The organism is Dyadobacter sp. HNCC25DJ186, from assembly GCF_056895235.1.
In genome coordinates this window covers 1,059,524-1,075,929 of the sequence record NZ_JBXHAS010000002.1, presented here as the reverse complement: position 1 = coordinate 1,075,929, position 16,406 = coordinate 1,059,524, and the positions used below count along the sequence as shown (strand labels likewise).

Annotated in this window: 16 protein-coding genes; 9 read left to right on the top strand and 7 right to left on the bottom strand. The window is 42.7% G+C overall.

Annotated features, from left to right (window positions below; genetic code table 11):
• The 5 genes from AC1XUO_RS09455 (at position 1) to AC1XUO_RS09435 (ending at position 8,848) form a co-directional block, all read left to right on the top strand.
• Entirely contained in the window at positions 1–4,125 is a 4,125-nt protein-coding gene (locus AC1XUO_RS09455; protein ID WP_483329526.1) for a hybrid sensor histidine kinase/response regulator transcription factor, read from the top strand.
• Positions 4,126–4,224: 99 nt separating this feature from the next.
• The gene (locus AC1XUO_RS09450) at positions 4,225–6,768 is read left to right on the top strand and encodes a family 20 glycosylhydrolase (RefSeq protein WP_483329525.1); all 2,544 of its coding nucleotides are present in this window, start codon (positions 4,225–4,227) and stop codon (positions 6,766–6,768) included.
• Between the two features lie 891 nt (positions 6,769–7,659).
• Complete coding sequence (locus tag AC1XUO_RS09445) at positions 7,660–8,259, top strand: DUF1349 domain-containing protein (protein WP_483329524.1); 600 nt, start codon at positions 7,660–7,662, stop codon at positions 8,257–8,259.
• A 93-nt stretch (positions 8,260–8,352) separates the two neighbouring features.
• Complete coding sequence (locus AC1XUO_RS09440) at positions 8,353–8,481, top strand: maltose acetyltransferase domain-containing protein (RefSeq protein WP_483329523.1); 129 nt, start codon at positions 8,353–8,355, stop codon at positions 8,479–8,481.
• A 148-nt stretch (positions 8,482–8,629) separates the two neighbouring features.
• A complete protein-coding gene (locus AC1XUO_RS09435) occupies positions 8,630–8,848 on the top strand; it encodes a hypothetical protein (RefSeq protein WP_483329522.1) in 219 nt (72 codons plus the stop codon).
• Positions 8,849–9,022: 174 nt separating this feature from the next.
• Here the strand turns inward: AC1XUO_RS09435 and AC1XUO_RS09430 are convergent, their stop codons facing one another.
• Together AC1XUO_RS09430 and AC1XUO_RS09425 are read right to left on the bottom strand one after the other, a co-directional pair.
• On the bottom strand, positions 9,023–9,178 hold the full coding sequence (locus AC1XUO_RS09430) for a hypothetical protein (RefSeq protein WP_483329521.1): 156 nt from the start codon (positions 9,176–9,178) through the stop codon (positions 9,023–9,025).
• A gap of 70 nt (positions 9,179–9,248) precedes the next feature.
• The gene (locus AC1XUO_RS09425; protein ID WP_483329520.1) at positions 9,249–9,398 is read right to left on the bottom strand and encodes a hypothetical protein; all 150 of its coding nucleotides are present in this window, start codon (positions 9,396–9,398) and stop codon (positions 9,249–9,251) included.
• 529 nt (positions 9,399–9,927) lie between these two features.
• On the opposite strand from AC1XUO_RS09425, the gene AC1XUO_RS09420 reads away from it, so the two are divergent.
• Positions 9,928–10,281 (top strand): hypothetical protein, encoded by a 354-nt coding sequence (locus AC1XUO_RS09420; protein WP_483329519.1) that lies wholly within the window; start codon positions 9,928–9,930, stop codon positions 10,279–10,281.
• A gap of 304 nt (positions 10,282–10,585) precedes the next feature.
• On the opposite strand, the gene AC1XUO_RS09415 is transcribed toward AC1XUO_RS09420, so the two are convergent.
• From AC1XUO_RS09415 to AC1XUO_RS09405, 3 genes are read right to left on the bottom strand one after another with little or no spacing between them, the layout of a single operon-like run.
• Positions 10,586–10,831: a DUF6965 family protein gene (locus AC1XUO_RS09415; RefSeq protein WP_483329518.1), complete on the bottom strand. Its 246-nt coding sequence runs from the start codon at positions 10,829–10,831 to the stop codon at positions 10,586–10,588.
• A gap of 22 nt (positions 10,832–10,853) precedes the next feature.
• Positions 10,854–11,102 carry a hypothetical protein gene (locus tag AC1XUO_RS09410; protein ID WP_483329517.1) on the bottom strand — a complete coding sequence of 83 codons (249 nt, stop codon included), beginning with the start codon at positions 11,100–11,102 and terminating at the stop codon, positions 10,854–10,856.
• Between the two features lie 12 nt (positions 11,103–11,114).
• Entirely contained in the window at positions 11,115–11,423 is a 309-nt protein-coding gene (locus AC1XUO_RS09405; RefSeq protein WP_483329516.1) for a hypothetical protein, read from the bottom strand.
• 193 nt (positions 11,424–11,616) lie between these two features.
• On the opposite strand from AC1XUO_RS09405, the gene AC1XUO_RS09400 reads away from it, so the two are divergent.
• Complete coding sequence (locus AC1XUO_RS09400) at positions 11,617–11,898, top strand: DDE-type integrase/transposase/recombinase (RefSeq protein WP_483329515.1); 282 nt, start codon at positions 11,617–11,619, stop codon at positions 11,896–11,898.
• A gap of 565 nt (positions 11,899–12,463) precedes the next feature.
• Here the strand turns inward: AC1XUO_RS09400 and AC1XUO_RS09395 are convergent.
• Both AC1XUO_RS09395 and AC1XUO_RS09390 read right to left on the bottom strand, forming a co-directional pair.
• Positions 12,464–12,604: an IS3 family transposase gene (locus AC1XUO_RS09395; protein ID WP_483329514.1), complete on the bottom strand. Its 141-nt coding sequence runs from the start codon at positions 12,602–12,604 to the stop codon at positions 12,464–12,466.
• A 1-nt stretch (position 12,605) separates the two neighbouring features.
• Entirely contained in the window at positions 12,606–13,472 is an 867-nt protein-coding gene (locus tag AC1XUO_RS09390; protein ID WP_483329513.1) for an IS630 family transposase, read from the bottom strand.
• 1,220 nt (positions 13,473–14,692) lie between these two features.
• On the opposite strand from AC1XUO_RS09390, the gene AC1XUO_RS09385 reads away from it, so the two are divergent.
• Positions 14,693–15,124 (top strand): DoxX family protein, encoded by a 432-nt coding sequence (locus AC1XUO_RS09385; protein WP_483329512.1) that lies wholly within the window; start codon positions 14,693–14,695, stop codon positions 15,122–15,124.
• A gap of 153 nt (positions 15,125–15,277) precedes the next feature.
• Positions 15,278–16,396: an efflux RND transporter periplasmic adaptor subunit gene (locus AC1XUO_RS09380; RefSeq protein ID WP_483329511.1), complete on the top strand. Its 1,119-nt coding sequence runs from the start codon at positions 15,278–15,280 to the stop codon at positions 16,394–16,396.
• The last annotated feature ends 10 nt before the right edge of the window (positions 16,397–16,406 follow it).

Below are 16,406 nucleotides of genomic sequence, written 5' to 3'. Positions count from 1 at the left end.
ATGTTATATAGAGTAACGGTCTTTTTGCTTGTTTTGCTGTCAAATTACATTTTCGCCCAAACCAGTAATGTAAAGTTTATCAACATTGGCAGTAGTGACGGCCTTTCGCAAAATACCGTTCGTTGCACATTCCAAGACAAAAAAGGATTTATCTGGCTGGCTACAATGGACGGGCTGAATAAGTATGACGGTTATCATTTTACCGTCTTTAAGAAAGATGTTGGTGAGCCGAATAGTTTAAGCTCCAATGATATCAAGGCCATAGCCGAAGATGCCGATGGGAAATTGTGGCTTGCGACCTGGGAGGGTGGGGTCAATGTGTTCGATCCGAAATCCAATCAATTTAACCACTACCGGAAAGGCATCAAATCATCAGTGGCCGGAACAATTTCAAGCGATTACATCGAGTGTATTTTCGTCGATAGTGATAATAATGTGTGGATCGGAACCGCTTCCGAAGGGCTCGATTTTTACGACTCTAAGAAAAAACGGTTCGTACACTACGCTGCAACCCGCAGCAAACCTGGTGGATTAACAGGCAACAATATTTCCCATATATATCAAGACAAGAATGGAAACATCTGGGTTGGTACTACGAACGGACTTAACCTGTTCGACAAGAAGACGCAGACATTCCGCAACTTTACTCAAACGATTCCTCAAACCAACTCAGCATCTTATAATAAGGTTAAGTTTGTGTTCGAAGACAGTAATAGAAATTTTTGGGTAGGTACATACGGCGGAGGACTCAGTAAGCTGGACAGGAAATCTGGGCTATTCAGTCCTTTTAAGCGGAAGGAGCTTCGTAATGACGTCCTGCTTTCTATCGCCGAAGACAATCTGGGTAATTTGTGGATTGGCACCGAAAATGATGGGCTTACACTTTTCAATACCCAAAATAACAGCTTTACACACTTCCGGACCAACGAAAATGACAAAACCAGCATTAGCAGCAATACGATAAACTCCGTACATAAAGACCGGCAGGGTAATTTATGGATGGGAACGCTGAATGGAGGGGTCAACGTAATTAACCCGGAAGCTGGCAAGTTCAATCATTACCGGCATCGGCAGGGAACCGCTGGTTTGAGCAACAATATCGTGAACTTCATTTACGAGGACACAAAAGACCTGCTCTGGATCGGTACGGATGGAGGCGGTCTGGATCGCTTTGATCGTTCAAAAAATGAGTTTAGAAATTACAAACACCTCAAAGACAATCCCAACTCTATTGCCGGCGATTATGTGCTGACGGTAGCCGAGGATAAAAATCATGACTTGTGGATTGGTACCTGGGGCGAGGGAATTACGGTATTTAACCCGGAGAAAAACAATTACCGCCATTATGTAAATGATCCTCAAAACCCGAAGAGCGTAAACAGCAACTATGCTTTTTACCTTTTGAAAGATAGCCAGGAACGAATCTGGGTAGGAACCTATGGTGGCGGGCTCGATCTGTACAACCCGTCGGATAATTCGTTTACCCATTATGTAAATGATCCTGAAAATCCAACCAGCCTGAGTGGAAACTATATTCTCACGCTTCAGGAAAGTCGTAGCGGCAGGTTGCTAATAGGAACAGACGGTGGGGGGCTTTGTATGATGAACAGAAAAACCGGCAAATTCCGCTCTTTCAAACATACAGACTCTGCTAACAGTCTTAGCAACAATAGTGTAACATCCATTTGGGAGGATGCCCAGGGGAATCTGTGGTTGGGTACAAACTACGGGTTGAACAGGCTCAATCCGAAAAAAGGAGAGATTACGCAATGGTATACACGAAACGGTCTGCCCAGCGACGTCATTACCGGTCTGATCGCTGATGAAGCTGGCAACCTGTGGGTTAGTACAACAAAAGGGATTTCCAAATACAGCATCAGCAAGAATACATTTGAAAACTTTGCCGTTACCGACGGACTGCAGGGGAATGAGTTTAAAGCGGCACGATGCCTCAGTCGAAATGGAAAAATGTACCTGGGGGGATTTAACGGATTCAACGAATTTCATCCAAAAGACACCCAAACATCTGCTGCTGAACCTCCTATCCTTTTCACCAGCTTTCAGATTTTCAACAAAGAGATGCCGGTCGGCAAGGATAACTCTCCTTTAAATGAGAGCATCAACAGCGTCAGAAAAATTGTACTATCCTACGCCGAGTCGGTCATTACATTCGAATTCGCCGCTCTAAATTACATCAACAAGGAGAAGGTCAACTACGCCTACATACTCGAAGGATTTGATAAACAGTGGAGCCGGATTGGATCAAAAAACAATGTAACCTATACTAACCTGGATGCCGGAGAATACGTGCTCAAGGTAAAAACTGTCGCAAATAACGGAGAACTATCTGCCAACAGCGCCGAAGTCATATTGATAGTAACCCCACCATTCTGGAAAACCTGGTGGTTCAGGTTGCTCATTCTTGTGGCGATTATCGGGATCATACTTTTGCTCTTTTACCAGCGCCTGGCCTCCGTAGAACAACAAAACCGACAGCTGGAAGGGGTTGTTACCGCCAGAACACGCGAACTAAAAGAAGCTATTGAAGATCTGGAAGTGAGCAATCACACCAAGGACCGCTTCTTTTCGATACTTGCACATGATCTCAAAAATCCGGTGGCCGCTTTGTCGGGGATTTCCGATTTGGTGAAAGTGAAGTTTCCCGAGCTCAGTAGCGAGGAAATTTACAGCTATATCAGTGATATCAACAAAAGTTCAAATTCTATCCAAAATTTGCTGATCACCCTGCTTGACTGGGCCCAGACACAGACGCAAAACATCGCCTACCTTCCCGAAGACCTTAACCTGCACGAGCTGCTGATCAAAAATGAGGCGCTCTTAGAACAGCAAATGAAAGGTAAAAACATTCACTTCTCATTAAAGGTGGATCCTTTCCACACTGTTTTTGTTGATGTGCAAATGATTGACACTGTTTTGCGTAACCTGCTGAGCAACAGTATAAAATTCACTCCTGTGAATGGGAGAATATCGGTAGAATCAAAAGAAAATGACGATCAGATTATCCTGGCCTTTATTGACACAGGTGTTGGCATGAGCCAGGAGCAAGCCACCAGCCTGTTTGACATTCAGCGGCAAAGCGTTACGATTGGTACTGCCGGCGAAACCGGAACCGGCCTGGGGCTTGTCATCGTCAGAGAATTTATTGAGGTCAACAAGGGCTCAATCTCCGTGGAAAGTTCGCCGGATAAAGGAACGACCTTTACTGTTATGCTCCCGAAATCAAAAAATACAGCGATCAAATCTGCTAACAGTCCTCTATCAGTTTCGCCGCTGCCGCCCCCTGAAACAAAAACCGTCGAGACCTTATCCTATGAAAAACTAGAAGCCTTACACGGAAAGAAAATTCTGATTGTGGATGATAATCCTGAGATACGGACGTTTCTTAGACTATTGCTTTCGGATGTATTCGATGTTTCCGAGGCAGAAAACGGTGCAGAGGCTATTCAGGTCGCGGCCCGATCTCAGCCTGATGTGATTATTTCAGATATGATCATGCCGGTAATGAACGGACTGGAATTTTGCCAGAAAATCAAAAATGACCCGAACACCAGCCATATTCCGGTTATTTTACTTACCAGTCAGGCCAGCGAAGACAGCCAGCTGTCGGGTTACGAAGCGGGCGCCGATAGTTACCTGATGAAGCCTGTCAAACAGCATTTGCTATTCCAGGTGGTGTATAATTTTATCCGTAACCAGGATATGATAAGGCAGAAGTTTGTCCAGTCGGATGACCTTTACCCTTCGGACCTGGTCGCCAACCAGTTGGATAAAGAGTTTTTGGATAAAATTGTAACCTACGTGGAGCAGAATTTGGCAGACCCGGATTTGGACAATAAGAAAATCAGCGAGCTTACGAATCTGAGCCGGACTGTGCTGTATGCCAAGTTTAAATCATTAACCGGCCAGGGCGTTCATGATTTTATCAAATCCATACGACTGAAAAAAGGACTGAAACTATTGCAGGAAGGACGGCTGAACATTAACCAGATTGCCTATGAGGTCGGGTTCAACACGCCTTCGTATTTCTCCAAAAGTTTTACCAAACAATACGGTGTTTCGCCATCGGAATACGTGGCTAAATTAAAGAGCCAGCAAAATGCATAACCCTGCATTTCTGAATAAGTAGTCAAGTCCGGGACTGCTTTAACTTCTTTCGGGATTATTGGAACATCCGGATTACTTACCCGAACTTACTTTTGGGCTATGAATACGATATCCCGATTACTACGATTCAGCTTGATTTTGTTTGGAAGTTTAAGCTGGTGTTTTGCTCAATCAACTTCCTCAACGGTAACATTGACGTACAAAATGGAGGTGGCCCGCACGGCTCCCGATGCGCCATTGCGAAGTGCGGTCCGCCGCGCGGTTCTCGTGTTGACCAATTCCGGAAAAACCATGCTTCCCGCTGCCGGATGGGCCATTTATTTTAACAACTTTAAAAGACTACTGAAAGAAGAAAATCCGGATTTCGACATCACTGCGCTGGATGGCGGTCTTTACCGGATTACCCCGACCAAAAGCTTCACGCCACTGGCTCCCGGAGCGACTACCCGCATTAAAATTACCGCAGAAGACTTCCGTAACCTGTCCGATTTATCGCTGGGTTTTTATCTTGTTTGGGACAAAAATCCTGCTCAGGGCGAAAAAATTGTCAATACAGATCCCGACTACCTGGGCGCGCTTCAAAATGAACCGGACGTAGCCGCAGCTACTTTTCATCAAAACGCACAGCTGCAATTTGCACCACTGGCTAAGCAAATCAAAATTTTTCCCACTCCTGTCAGCTACCGGGTAACCAACGGAAGCTTCCGGCTGCATGCCGGAATCAGGATCATCGCTGATCCTTTATTTACCAAAGAAGCAAATTTACTGGCGCAGGACCTGAGGGGAATTTTGACTAAAGAATCCCAAGTTGCCGAAACCGGTACAGGTAAGGCTATCTTCCTGCAAAAAAATAACCTAGCGGCGGAAGCTTACCAATTATCTGTACAAAAGGACAAAATCGTCGTTTCGGCCTCTTCCCCGGCAGGGATATTTTACGGGATTCAGTCGCTGAAAACACTGCTTCCGGCAACTGCCTGGCAACATAAACAGGCATCCTATGCACTTCCAACACTGGAGGCAGAAGATGCGCCAAGATTCGGTCACCGGGCTCTGCTGGTTGATGTGGGACGTAATTTCAGAACCAAAGCTGAGTTATTGAAAGTACTCGACCTGATGGCGTTGTACAAAATGAACGTGCTCCATTTTCACCTGAACGACGATGAAGGCTGGCGTTTGGAAATCCCAGGACTTGCTGAGCTTACCGAGGTAGGTGGACGGCGCGGACATACCCTCACCGATCTTGATCATCTTCGTCCGACTTACGGTTCAGGCCCCGTTGCAGGCACCTATCCGGGAAGTGGTTACTATACCAAAAGTGATTATATTGAGCTGCTTCGCTTTGCTACGGCAAGACACATTCGCGTCATTCCCGAGATTGAAACGCCCGGTCATGCGCGTGCCGCAATTTACTCCATGGAAAAACGCTACCGTGATCTGATGGCAAAGGGGCAAAAAGAAGAAGCAGAGAAATACCGCCTGAGAGATCCGAAAGACGAGTCGGAATACCGCTCGGTACAAGGCTGGCGAGACAATGTGGTCAATGTTGCACTTCCATCGGTTTATAATTTCATGGAAAAAGTAACCGACGAACTCCTTGCAATGTACAAAGAGGCGGACGCACCTTTGGCGACCATTCATTTTGGTGGAGATGAAGTACCTTCGGGCGTATGGGAAAGATCGCCGGCGGTGAAGGCTTTGCTTGAAAAAGATCCTTCGATAAAAAAAGTGGACGAACTATGGAAGTACTATTTCTCCAAAGTCAACACGATACTGGAGGCGCGCAACCTTTACCTGTATGGCTGGGAGGAGATTGGCATGAAGAAAATATTTAAAAATGGCAGGAAACGCATGGTTGAGGACAGTTCTCTGGCCCACCTTCGGTACCAGACGGATGTTTGGAACAATTTGCTGGGAACAGGTGCTGAGGATCTGGCATACCGGATGGCCAACCTGGGTTACCGGGTTGTACTTTCCAATGTTACCAATAATTACGCGGACATGGCCGCCAACAAGAGTTTCAACGAACCGGGGATGTTTTGGGCCGGCTTTGTAGATTTCGACAAGCCTTACTATTTTATCCCCTTTGATTATTATAAGAACAGTCGCGAAGATCTGGACGGGAATCCTATTTCGCCCAATGCTTACCACGGCAAGAAAGCGCTTACCGAAGAAGGTAAAAAGAATATTGTCGGTCTGCAGATTGCGCTCTGGGGTGAAACCATTGAAACGACTGAACGATTCGAGTACATGCTTTTACCTAAATTGCTGAGTGGTGCAGAAAGAGCCTGGGCAAAAGATCCGGACTGGGCCACTGAGCCAGACACAGCCAGGAGTACTGCAGCCTATCAGCTAGCCTGGAACGGCTATGTGCAGCGTGTTTGGAGCCGTGAGCTGCCGCGTCTGGACTATTATGCGGGCGGATTTTCCTACCGCGTTCCTACTCCGGGCGTTTTACTTGAAAATGGAAAGATAACAGCGAACAATCAGTATCCAAGCCTGGCCATTCGCTATAGCACTGACGGCACAGCACCTACGATGAAGAGTCCGCTGTATACTTCGCCACTGACTTCAAAAGGCAATTACTTATTCAGGACATTTACCCCGAAAGGTAAGAGCAGCCGCATGATCAGGGTTATAAATTAAAAAGTCACCAGGTTTTTTCGCAAAATATTGAAAATTTAGATTATAGTTTGGAATAGGACATATATGAACGCTTAATTCTAAAAGTGAATGATAAATTATGAAAGTGATTTGTTAGCTACAAGGATTCAAGCGAAAAAGGTATTCAGGTGATTTTGATATTACTTGAGATAAGCCCTACAAAAGGCCTGACGACAAGAGGTATTTAATAGGTACATCAGATAAAACCCTTATTATACTGGCCTTTGTAGTAAAATGCCTTTCAAATAGTTTGCGAGCTAAAACCTGCTTATCTGTACTTTCTTCAGACGTTATCATTGTGTGCAACACTTTATAGTTATACCAAAATCTACACAGAAAATGCCACAAACGATATTTGTAATCCTGCACCGCAATCTGAGTTTTGTCGATATTCATTTTTCGTCCAGACGACCAGAGCTTAATAACGTCTTATTTTTAAAGAGAATTTTTCCTGGATTGCCGGCAGGCATACTTAACGCTGGTCCTTGGCTTGGTATAGTCAGCTGAACTCAGGGCGGATGGTACACCCGCAGAAGGCTTTAATAATCGTGTATCAGACCAGGTAATGGAGTTAGAAAAGCTCCTTCTAAAAAGTGATCTTTCAATGTATTTGGGTTGTTCGGATCTTCAAAGAGACAGGCTTTCTGATATGAAGAAAGCAAGAATGCTTACGGAAGAATTGGTTTTGAACTTTCACCAACTCAGTCATGACGTAATTCTCTGAACATGCTTGCAAAGCCGCATTAGTGGTTTCTAAAATAAGGGGGTAAAAAATTTGCAATTTGTAAGCGCTCGGATATTGAGAATGATACCAGATTTTTGTTAAGTTCGAAGAAACAAATATTCCATAAATGAGCTCAAAAATAAATTATTATGGCACCAAGTCTTGAAAGGATGCAATGGTTTAATGAACCCCGTAGCTGGGAAATTATAGATAATACCTTGACAATGGTTGTAACGCCCCAAAGCGATTACTGGCGGATCTCTCATTATAATTTTACCGTGGACGACGGCCCATTTTTATATACAACCTACGGCGGGGAGTTTGAGGCAAAAGTTAAGCTCACTGGTAACTTTAAGGACCGTTTTGATCAAATGGGATTGATGGTTCGTCTGGATCATGAGAACTATATTAAGACCGGCGTCGAGTTTGTAGACGGGCAACTGAATATAAGTACAGTAGTAACTAGTCATACAAGCGACTGGAGTGTTATTCCGATGGATAAAATCCCACCTTTCATCTGGGTAAAAGTAATAAGGCGGTTGAACGCGTTAGAAATATTTTACTCTTTGGATGATCAAACCTATACTATGACCAGGATTACGTATTTGAAAGAAAACCATCCCGTAATGGTCGGATTAGTGGCAGCTTGTCCTGACGGAAATGGATTTGAAGCAAAATTCGAACATTTTCAGGTGAAGCATCACCCAGACCAAAGGCGTGCTGATTGGATAAGGAAAAATAAAGATTAAGGACATGCTAATTTGGTAAAATCGCAACCCCATTTCACGCGCGTTTGAAAATTAATAATACCCCAAAAGACTAACAAAACTGAAAAAGAGAAGATGCTGCCCTCAGAATTATATCTGGCTTTCGATACTGCGCTTTTTGAAGCGAGACAGCTTGCCATGGATTTACGCTATGAATTCAATAAGCTTGATCCCCGAAAAGCAAAGGAAGAAAACACCTTTTAATAAAGCTATTTGGTTCCCTAGGCGAGAATTTTTTGGTAGAGCAGCGCTCCATTGTGATTATGGTTACAATATCCATGCAGCAGATAATTTTTTTTCGAATATTTAGTGTACGATTCTCGATTGTGTACGGGTAACTATCGGCAGCAACGTGTTACATCCGGCAGATGCCAGGCAAAGGGTTGCGGGTCTGGAATATGCCTACCCGATAAACATTGGAAATAATATCTGGATTGGAGGAAATGTGGTTGTGCCTACGGGTGTAAATATTGGAGATAACACCATCATTTGTACGGGGAGTGGCGTAACAAAAGATTTACCGGTAAACGGTCATTCCTGTTGGCAATCCTTGCCGTGTGATCAAAGATGACAATACCGTTTTAGATGGTAAATATTAGAGTATTATTAAATTTAAAAAGAATTTCATCTTGCTGGTGTATTGTTAATTAGGTATTTGAAAGCCAAAGCTCTTCATCTACAAAGCAGATAATGGGATTTGGCTTTTTGATTAGCCCGACGATGTTTTTTTGTTCTATCAAATCAACTAATTTTCTACGACAAAATAATGCGCATTCCCGATGGGCCTTACGTTCTGCAATGCCCTTGCCGAAGCCGAAACCATAACAGCTGCTTTATTTTCCGCATTGCCCTGGAAATGGCAAACGCCATGTGCTCTTCCCCCGGTTAAGGAAGGCTTCATTAAAAGTACAGTTTTTCCGGCGGGTCTGCTAAAGTAAGTTGACGTACAGTGAGCAGCAAGTAACGAAATATTAGGCCTTAAAAAGCTTCAAAATTGCCTCCATACCAAAAGTTGGTACAATTTGCTGTTCACTGAAATCAAATTCACCCGCAGCGGCGGCCGCAGGTAAGTTAAGGTGATGCCAGGTATGCGTTGACGTCAGGGAAATAATTTTAGACAATCCCTCCTTTTGCTCTGCAAATTTAAAATTGCAGATCTAATGAGAAAGTAAATTGTAATAGTGAATTGAATTAATAACAAGTCGTAAATATTGGTAAAATTGAAAGGAAGGAGAGTACCGGCTACCGGAATGCCTGCCAAGCGGAAAAACAAACCGTCACGACTTCCACTCGTTATTCCAACATTAACAACCTTTTTATTTCCGTTTCCTCAATAACCGCTCCCCATTGCGCCAATTCAATTTCCTGCTTACTTTGGAGTGCCATAGACTTTGGAATTCGCCATTTTGCTTTTAGGTTTTGACCGTTTTTCTCTGTTGCAATTTGATGAATAATTCTGCTTTACCAAGCACAGCCTGGACTGGCAGCTCATTGCTCTGCTAATCATTTTCAGGTTTTGCCGGGCCGTCATTTTGATTTTGATCAAGAAAGTGACTCTTGATTTTGCAGGGATTTTAGTTTTACTTGAAAAGTTTGATCTTATTGCAGAAAAACCAAATAACTAACCTAAATTCTCTAGTTCTAAAATTAATGAAAAATGTGCTCATTTTTAATCGGATTACTTTGCTCTGGGATTTTCTTTTAGAAGTAGTCTCAGAAGTGTCGACCGAGCCAGTGCAAGTTAAAGTTGCCAATGAAATTTCATCTTTGGGATATGGGCGAAATTTGGATCTGGCTGTTATCAACCTGGATGATCCTTTTTATGTGGATATAAAGATCATAGCGATGATCAGAAAACTTTCTCCCCTGGCCTTGATTGTCGTCTATGGTCAGTCTGAACATGAACGCTTTGTAAAGGTTGGCGCCCAAATGTTTTTTGATAATTTTGTAGCAATGGATGTAATGAAACGCCAATTAACGGCTTGTTTTGAGAATCCGGTTTGAGGGTTTCATCCTAAATGTCTCAACTTTAAAAATTGTTTACGGGCTTTATTTTGGCTGTATTTGAACCTTCAAAGCTGGTTTATGTAATGATCGGAGCTATAATAAGGAATAGTTCTAAAACTTTGGTCAGCTCAGAAATGTAAGCTACATAACCTTCCTTTTTTAACATGAATAACTTTGTTCCTGCTGTGGGATCATGAATCTGAATGTCGAATGCAGTAATTCCGCTTTCGGAAGTATAACCACCTGTGGTTCCAATATTAACTTCCGCCTACATCATCCGCTCATTATAATTACTAATTGATTAATATAGTGCATTCCCATATTCCTTCTCCACAATCCCCTTCAACTCCTGTAAATGTTTCAGCAGTGAATTGTGAACGATTTCTGGACCCTTGTAGTCCCTTACAGCGTGAGCTGATGATTCGATGAATTTGTGAACGTCGGTTACGACGGTCATGTATTTATTCAGTTTAAACGGTACCTGCGGAAGATTGGCAGTTTCAAAGAATGTCAGAAGTTCCTGTAATTCAGTAAGGGTTTTGCTCATGGTGCATTTTTGATTTATCGTTTCAATCATCCATTCCTTTAAAAAATAACTCTGCTGCTTCCCAGGAATATGAGGGATCATAAACCAGGCCGTAGGTTTCTCTCAATACTGCATTCATTTTTTCGAATGCCCAAATATTGGCTTCCACAAAATCCCATGGCTGCATCCACTTCTCGTGGTTAAGTTTATTTTTCGCCATGTGGATCATGCTGTGAATAATATGAACCTGGGCTTTGTAGATTTTCTTGGGTTTTGATTTTGGCGGTATCATAACATATTATGTTTACAGGCCGGGTTTTAAAGTTATTTTATCTTCCAGTTTCCTAATCTCGCGGATTACCTGTGTAAGTTCAGTGAGCTCATCGGGCAGGGTCTTACTGTGAAAGCTGTAATACTCCCATATTTCCAGAAAATCGGAAAACTCTACGAGATAGTCTTCATAAAGTTTATTCAGGGAGTGGAGCGGTAAACCTTCATCGGTTAATGTTACTTGCTTAAATACAAATTCCTGCTCTCCGATAAGGATTACAATCTGGTTGACTGCCCACATCGCCCAAAGCGGTTTGACTGTCAAAAGTTTAGTAATGAGCAAGAGACACTTGTTCCCAAAATTCGAAATGAGTTTAACTTTGGAAAACTTAGAATTTGCTCCCACTTGTTAAAATACCACGAACTGAAAATTTCTGCTTTTACCGTTGCACGAATACTAAAAAAACACGCTATTAAACCTTTTCGTCGATATGGGAAAAACAATCTGCCAATTAGGTATGCAAAGCTGATCCCAGGTGAACGAGTGCAACCGGGCGTCCGGCGCCGTAGAGCTTTGCACGATTAAGGCTGGGTTGTATCCATACACTGCTATTGATGACTGTACGCGACTGAGGGTTCTAAATCTGTATAAACGACGCTCAGCTGCTAATTCGATTGACTTTCTGGACAAGCTGATTGAAGAATTTCACTATCCCGTTCAGCGCATCCAAACTGACCGGGGCCAGGAATTCTTTACAATTGCGTTCCAGGAAAGATTGATGGAATACTGCATCGCACCGGCGACCTGGCAAATTTAGGCCTATAAAGCAGCGATCTCTGCATCTGAATGGGAAAGTAGAAGGAAGTCAGCAGACTGACCTCGAGGAGTTTTACAGAACTGTTGACCTGAACGACCCAGGCCTTTCAGAGAAACTTGCTGAATGGCAATTCTACTATAACCGCGCGTCCCCGTACTTCTGTCCCCACAGTAACTTAAGTGGAAAAACACCGATTGAAGTAGCAGGTGAATATTCCGCTAAAGCGCCATTTTGGAATGAAGTGAAAAAGAATATGATCCAACAAAAGAGAGAATCCGCGAACAGGCTTATTGGCGTGACAAAAAATGAATAAATACGGCCATCAGAAAAAAACGTAATTTTATCCAATTTCCCCAAGCTAATTATGTGTAGCGAAACTGTAGGACCACTACAGATAATTTTAGCTATTCGCAATATTATATTTCAAGATAAATTTAAAAAGAAATCCAATTTGTCTGTTTATTTATACGACTGATCCCCTGTATATTGAATATAATTATTTACTACAATCTCCCTACCAAAAATCACCTCCCTAGTGTGTTGATCTCTAAGAAAGTTAACTAATTTACAGTGCATTCCCTGTATACGTCCACGCGAATGGCTTGGCCCTTGTCTGATTATAGGTTTTAATGTATTCGATCAGCTGTGAGGATAATTGCTCGACTGATTTCCATACTCCACCTTTGAGAACGTCCCTGGTAAGCATATTAAACCGCGGCGGCGGACCGCAAAATCTCGACTTGGTTAAGCCATGAGGAGTAAGTGGGTGTGAAATGTAGTTTTATTTTTCTTTTGCCCTTTAACCACTCCTTGACTTTTTTGTCTTTATGGATCGTGAGGTTGTCCACGATGACGTGTAAGGTTTTTCGTGTATAAACCCTGTCGAGTTTTTTCAGGAAAGCAAGGAAGTTATCTGCATTATTCGTTTTCATTGTTTTGGCTGTAATTTCTCCGGTATGAACTGCTAATGCTGCGATAAGAGCGATTGTTCCGTCGCCCGGCGACCCGGTTCTTTTATAAGTAGCCGTGAGCCGCTTGGGTGCTTTTTCCTTAAGTGGCAATACGGGTTGTGTTCTATCAAGCGCCTGTATTTGAGTCTTTTCATCAACACACAGCACAAGTGCATTTTCAGGTGGATTCATATATAAGCCTACGATATTGAACATCTTCTCTTCAAATTCTGGGTCTGGACTCTTGCCGCACCAATACTCTATTTTGTGAGGTTTCAGGTCCGCTTTTCTCAGGATCTGGTGTACCTTACTTTGGCTGATACCTACCTGGTTGCCGATCCGTTTTTGTGACCAGTTGGTGTAGCCATCTGTTGGTTTTTCACAAGCTTTTTGAATCACCATTGCTTTTTGACTCGCGGTTATGGTGGCCGGTTTTCCATTTCGGGCTGCAACTTTCAAGCCATCAAGACCCGATTTGCGGAAACGTTGACGCCATTTATTTACAATAGGACGACTTAGGTCAGTGCTCGAAATGATCTGATCAATGCTTTTTCCTTCCAGACTTAAAAGGACTACTTCTGCCCTTTGATTATATCTCTTTTCTATCTTTAAAGAGCGGTGCATTACAAGTAATTCCTGTAAGTCTTCATCGCTCGCTACAATCGGTTGTGCTATTCTTCATAGCACAAAAATAATAAATTTTGGTTTATTAATTTAGTAATTATAATACTAGATATCTTTAATTGTAGGATAGTTTTGTTCTTTGTTGGATTATTCTTTTAATTAAAGCATATGATGACACTCGACAAGGTGGATTACCATCAGCTCACATCGTAGGCTAAAAAAGCGGAGAAATTCTATGCAAATCAATGAGATTACCTAAAAGCAACTTGAGAATTTGAAAGATACGGATTTGTCGAGAATGTTTCTCCGTTTGTTAAGAAGTGAGGAGCAAAAATGTAAGCTTGATGTACTTGTTCCTCTGAAAATAAATGCTGCTGATGCCGGAGTCTACGGTCTAATCAAATGTCTTAGTAGAGAACTCGGAGCTACTGATCACCCCAATTCGGAAATTGAGGGCAGGTTGTTTCGGTTGGAATTGACCAGTTTAAGTAAACGGTTGATTGTTATTTAGTAGATTGTGAGTAATAGTCTGTTGATGGTCAATCTGCCACCGAATCATATGGTCAACGCGTCCGAATTCTCCAATATATACCACAGGAGAACAGGCTTACCGGTTTTCAATTAAAAACCGGTAATCATGTTCTTTTTTAGTGATCAAGATCTTTTATTTGCATTGAGCTATCTTATAAAAAAATGAAAGTACAACCGCTATTTGGATCCTGCATAACCATGCAAGTAGTACGAGTGATTCAGTAATTTTTTTGACGTAAGGCTGACCCCTGAAAAGATCGTTTGGATTCAGCTCATGTTCGAGCTTTTCCAACGGCTGTTCAATTACATATTGTTTAGTGAGGAAATACCGATAGTATATCCACCGGATTCCGTGGCAGATTGACAATTCACCGAAGCTTGTTTTTTATAGGTTAGTCTGTTATCAAACAATTTCTCAGGTTGTTTAATGTTACCGAATTTATATGGCCTAATCGCGAATCGCGATAGTCCATGAATTTGAATTCCATAAGTTGGACATTGAATGAATTAAATAAGACAATCATCGCAGAGTCAATGAAACCGCTACGGAATCTCATATCTACACTTCGGTACATATTTCTTCCGTTTGGGGTAAAAGAAAGATTCCTGCGTTTGGAATTATCCTACTTTTGGTAGTTGTGAGAGGAATTCCATATGTTAATCTTTGAAATTTTATATAGTTCCATTTTATGAATACGAAAACAATGGCAGGTGGTTACAGACCATTATCCTTTAATTTAGGCACGCTGGTTCTCAGAGTTGGGTTCGGTATACTGATGATCCCAGGCCACGGTTATGCCAAACTCATACACTTTCAAGAGTACAAGACAGACTTTGTCGATTTTATGGGACTGGGGATGGAGGCATCTTTAAGTCTTGCCATTTTTGCAGAGTTTTTCTGTTCCATTTTGTTGATTCTCGGACTTGGGACACGCTTCGCGATTATCCCGCTAATTTTCACAGTGCTGGTGATCCTTTCGGTACATAGTTGGGAGCTGATCGGAGAGCATGAACTTGCCACAGCGTTTTTAGTAGGCTATCTGGCTATTCTGATTTTGGGACCTGGTGAATACAGTCTGGATGCGATGATGAATAAATTCAGATCGGGGGCAACGGAGTAGCTCTAAGAAAGTTGTCATTTTGTTGTCAGGAATTGTCATCTTTTGTCATGAGGAAGGATATTTGTGGTCAGGCATTGGTTAGGCATTGTTGGTTGAATACAAAGTTTTAGACTTGGGAAACCAAGCTCATCTATATAATTTTTAAAGAATAATATGTACTTAATAAAACTCCTTTTTTCGTCTATGTTTTCGGCTGGGCTTTTGTGGGGCTGCGGAACCAAAGGGGAAACAACAGAGCACAAGCAACCGCTGAAAAAATTGCCGGTAATCACTTTATGCGATAGCAGCGTCAGCGTAACGGCTGAGTTTCCAGCACGTATAGAGGGAAAGGTTAATGTGGATATCCGCCCGCAGGTCGATGGATATATTGAAAAAATATATGTAGAAGAAGGAGCTCACGTAAGTGTGGGGCAGCCTTTGTTTAAAATAGCCGATGATGTATATACGCAGCAATTAAACCAGGCAAAAGCGGGTTTGGGTGCATCAAAAGCGGCACTGAAAACCGCTGCGCTGGAAGTCGCCAAATTTGAGGAGCTTAGCAAAAGTGGGGTTACCTCCGATTTTCAGTTGAAAACTGCAAAAGCTGCTTATGAAGCTGCTGAGGCAAATGTGGCGTTGCAATCGGCCTCGGTTCAGGCGGCAAAAATAAATCTGGATTTTACGCTTATCAAGGCACCTGTCAGTGGTTTTATAGGCCGTATTCCAAAACGGGTAGGTAATCTGGCGTCCAAGACAGAAACTGAGCCAATGACAAACCTTACGGATATTACCGAAGTATATGCCTATTTTTCGATGACCGAGAAGGACTTTCTGATTTTTAACCAGCATTATCCAGACAAAACCCTTCCTCAGATACTAGCCCTGTTACCGGCAGTCTCGCTGCAACTTGCGGATGGAAACCGTTATGATCAGGATGGGAAAATACAGATGGTGGACGGTCAGTTTGATACCAGCACGGGTGCGATCAGTTTGCGGGCCATGTTTAGGAATCCCAGATTTGTACTGCGTTCGGGTAATACCGGACGGGTGATCCTTCCGCAGGTTCAGACCAAAGTACTCCTGATTCCGGCGCGTGCTACGGTTGATATACAGGACAAAATTTTCACTTACCGGCTCAACGACAAAAATGTCACAGAGCGTGTTGCCATTATGGTTTTGGGCAAAAGCGGAGATTATTACCTTGTTAAAACCGGGCTGAATGCAGGCGACCGTATCGTAGCCAGAGAAGCAGCCATGATCACGGAAGGCGAACAGATCCAGCCTCAAAAGTAAATACAAAACT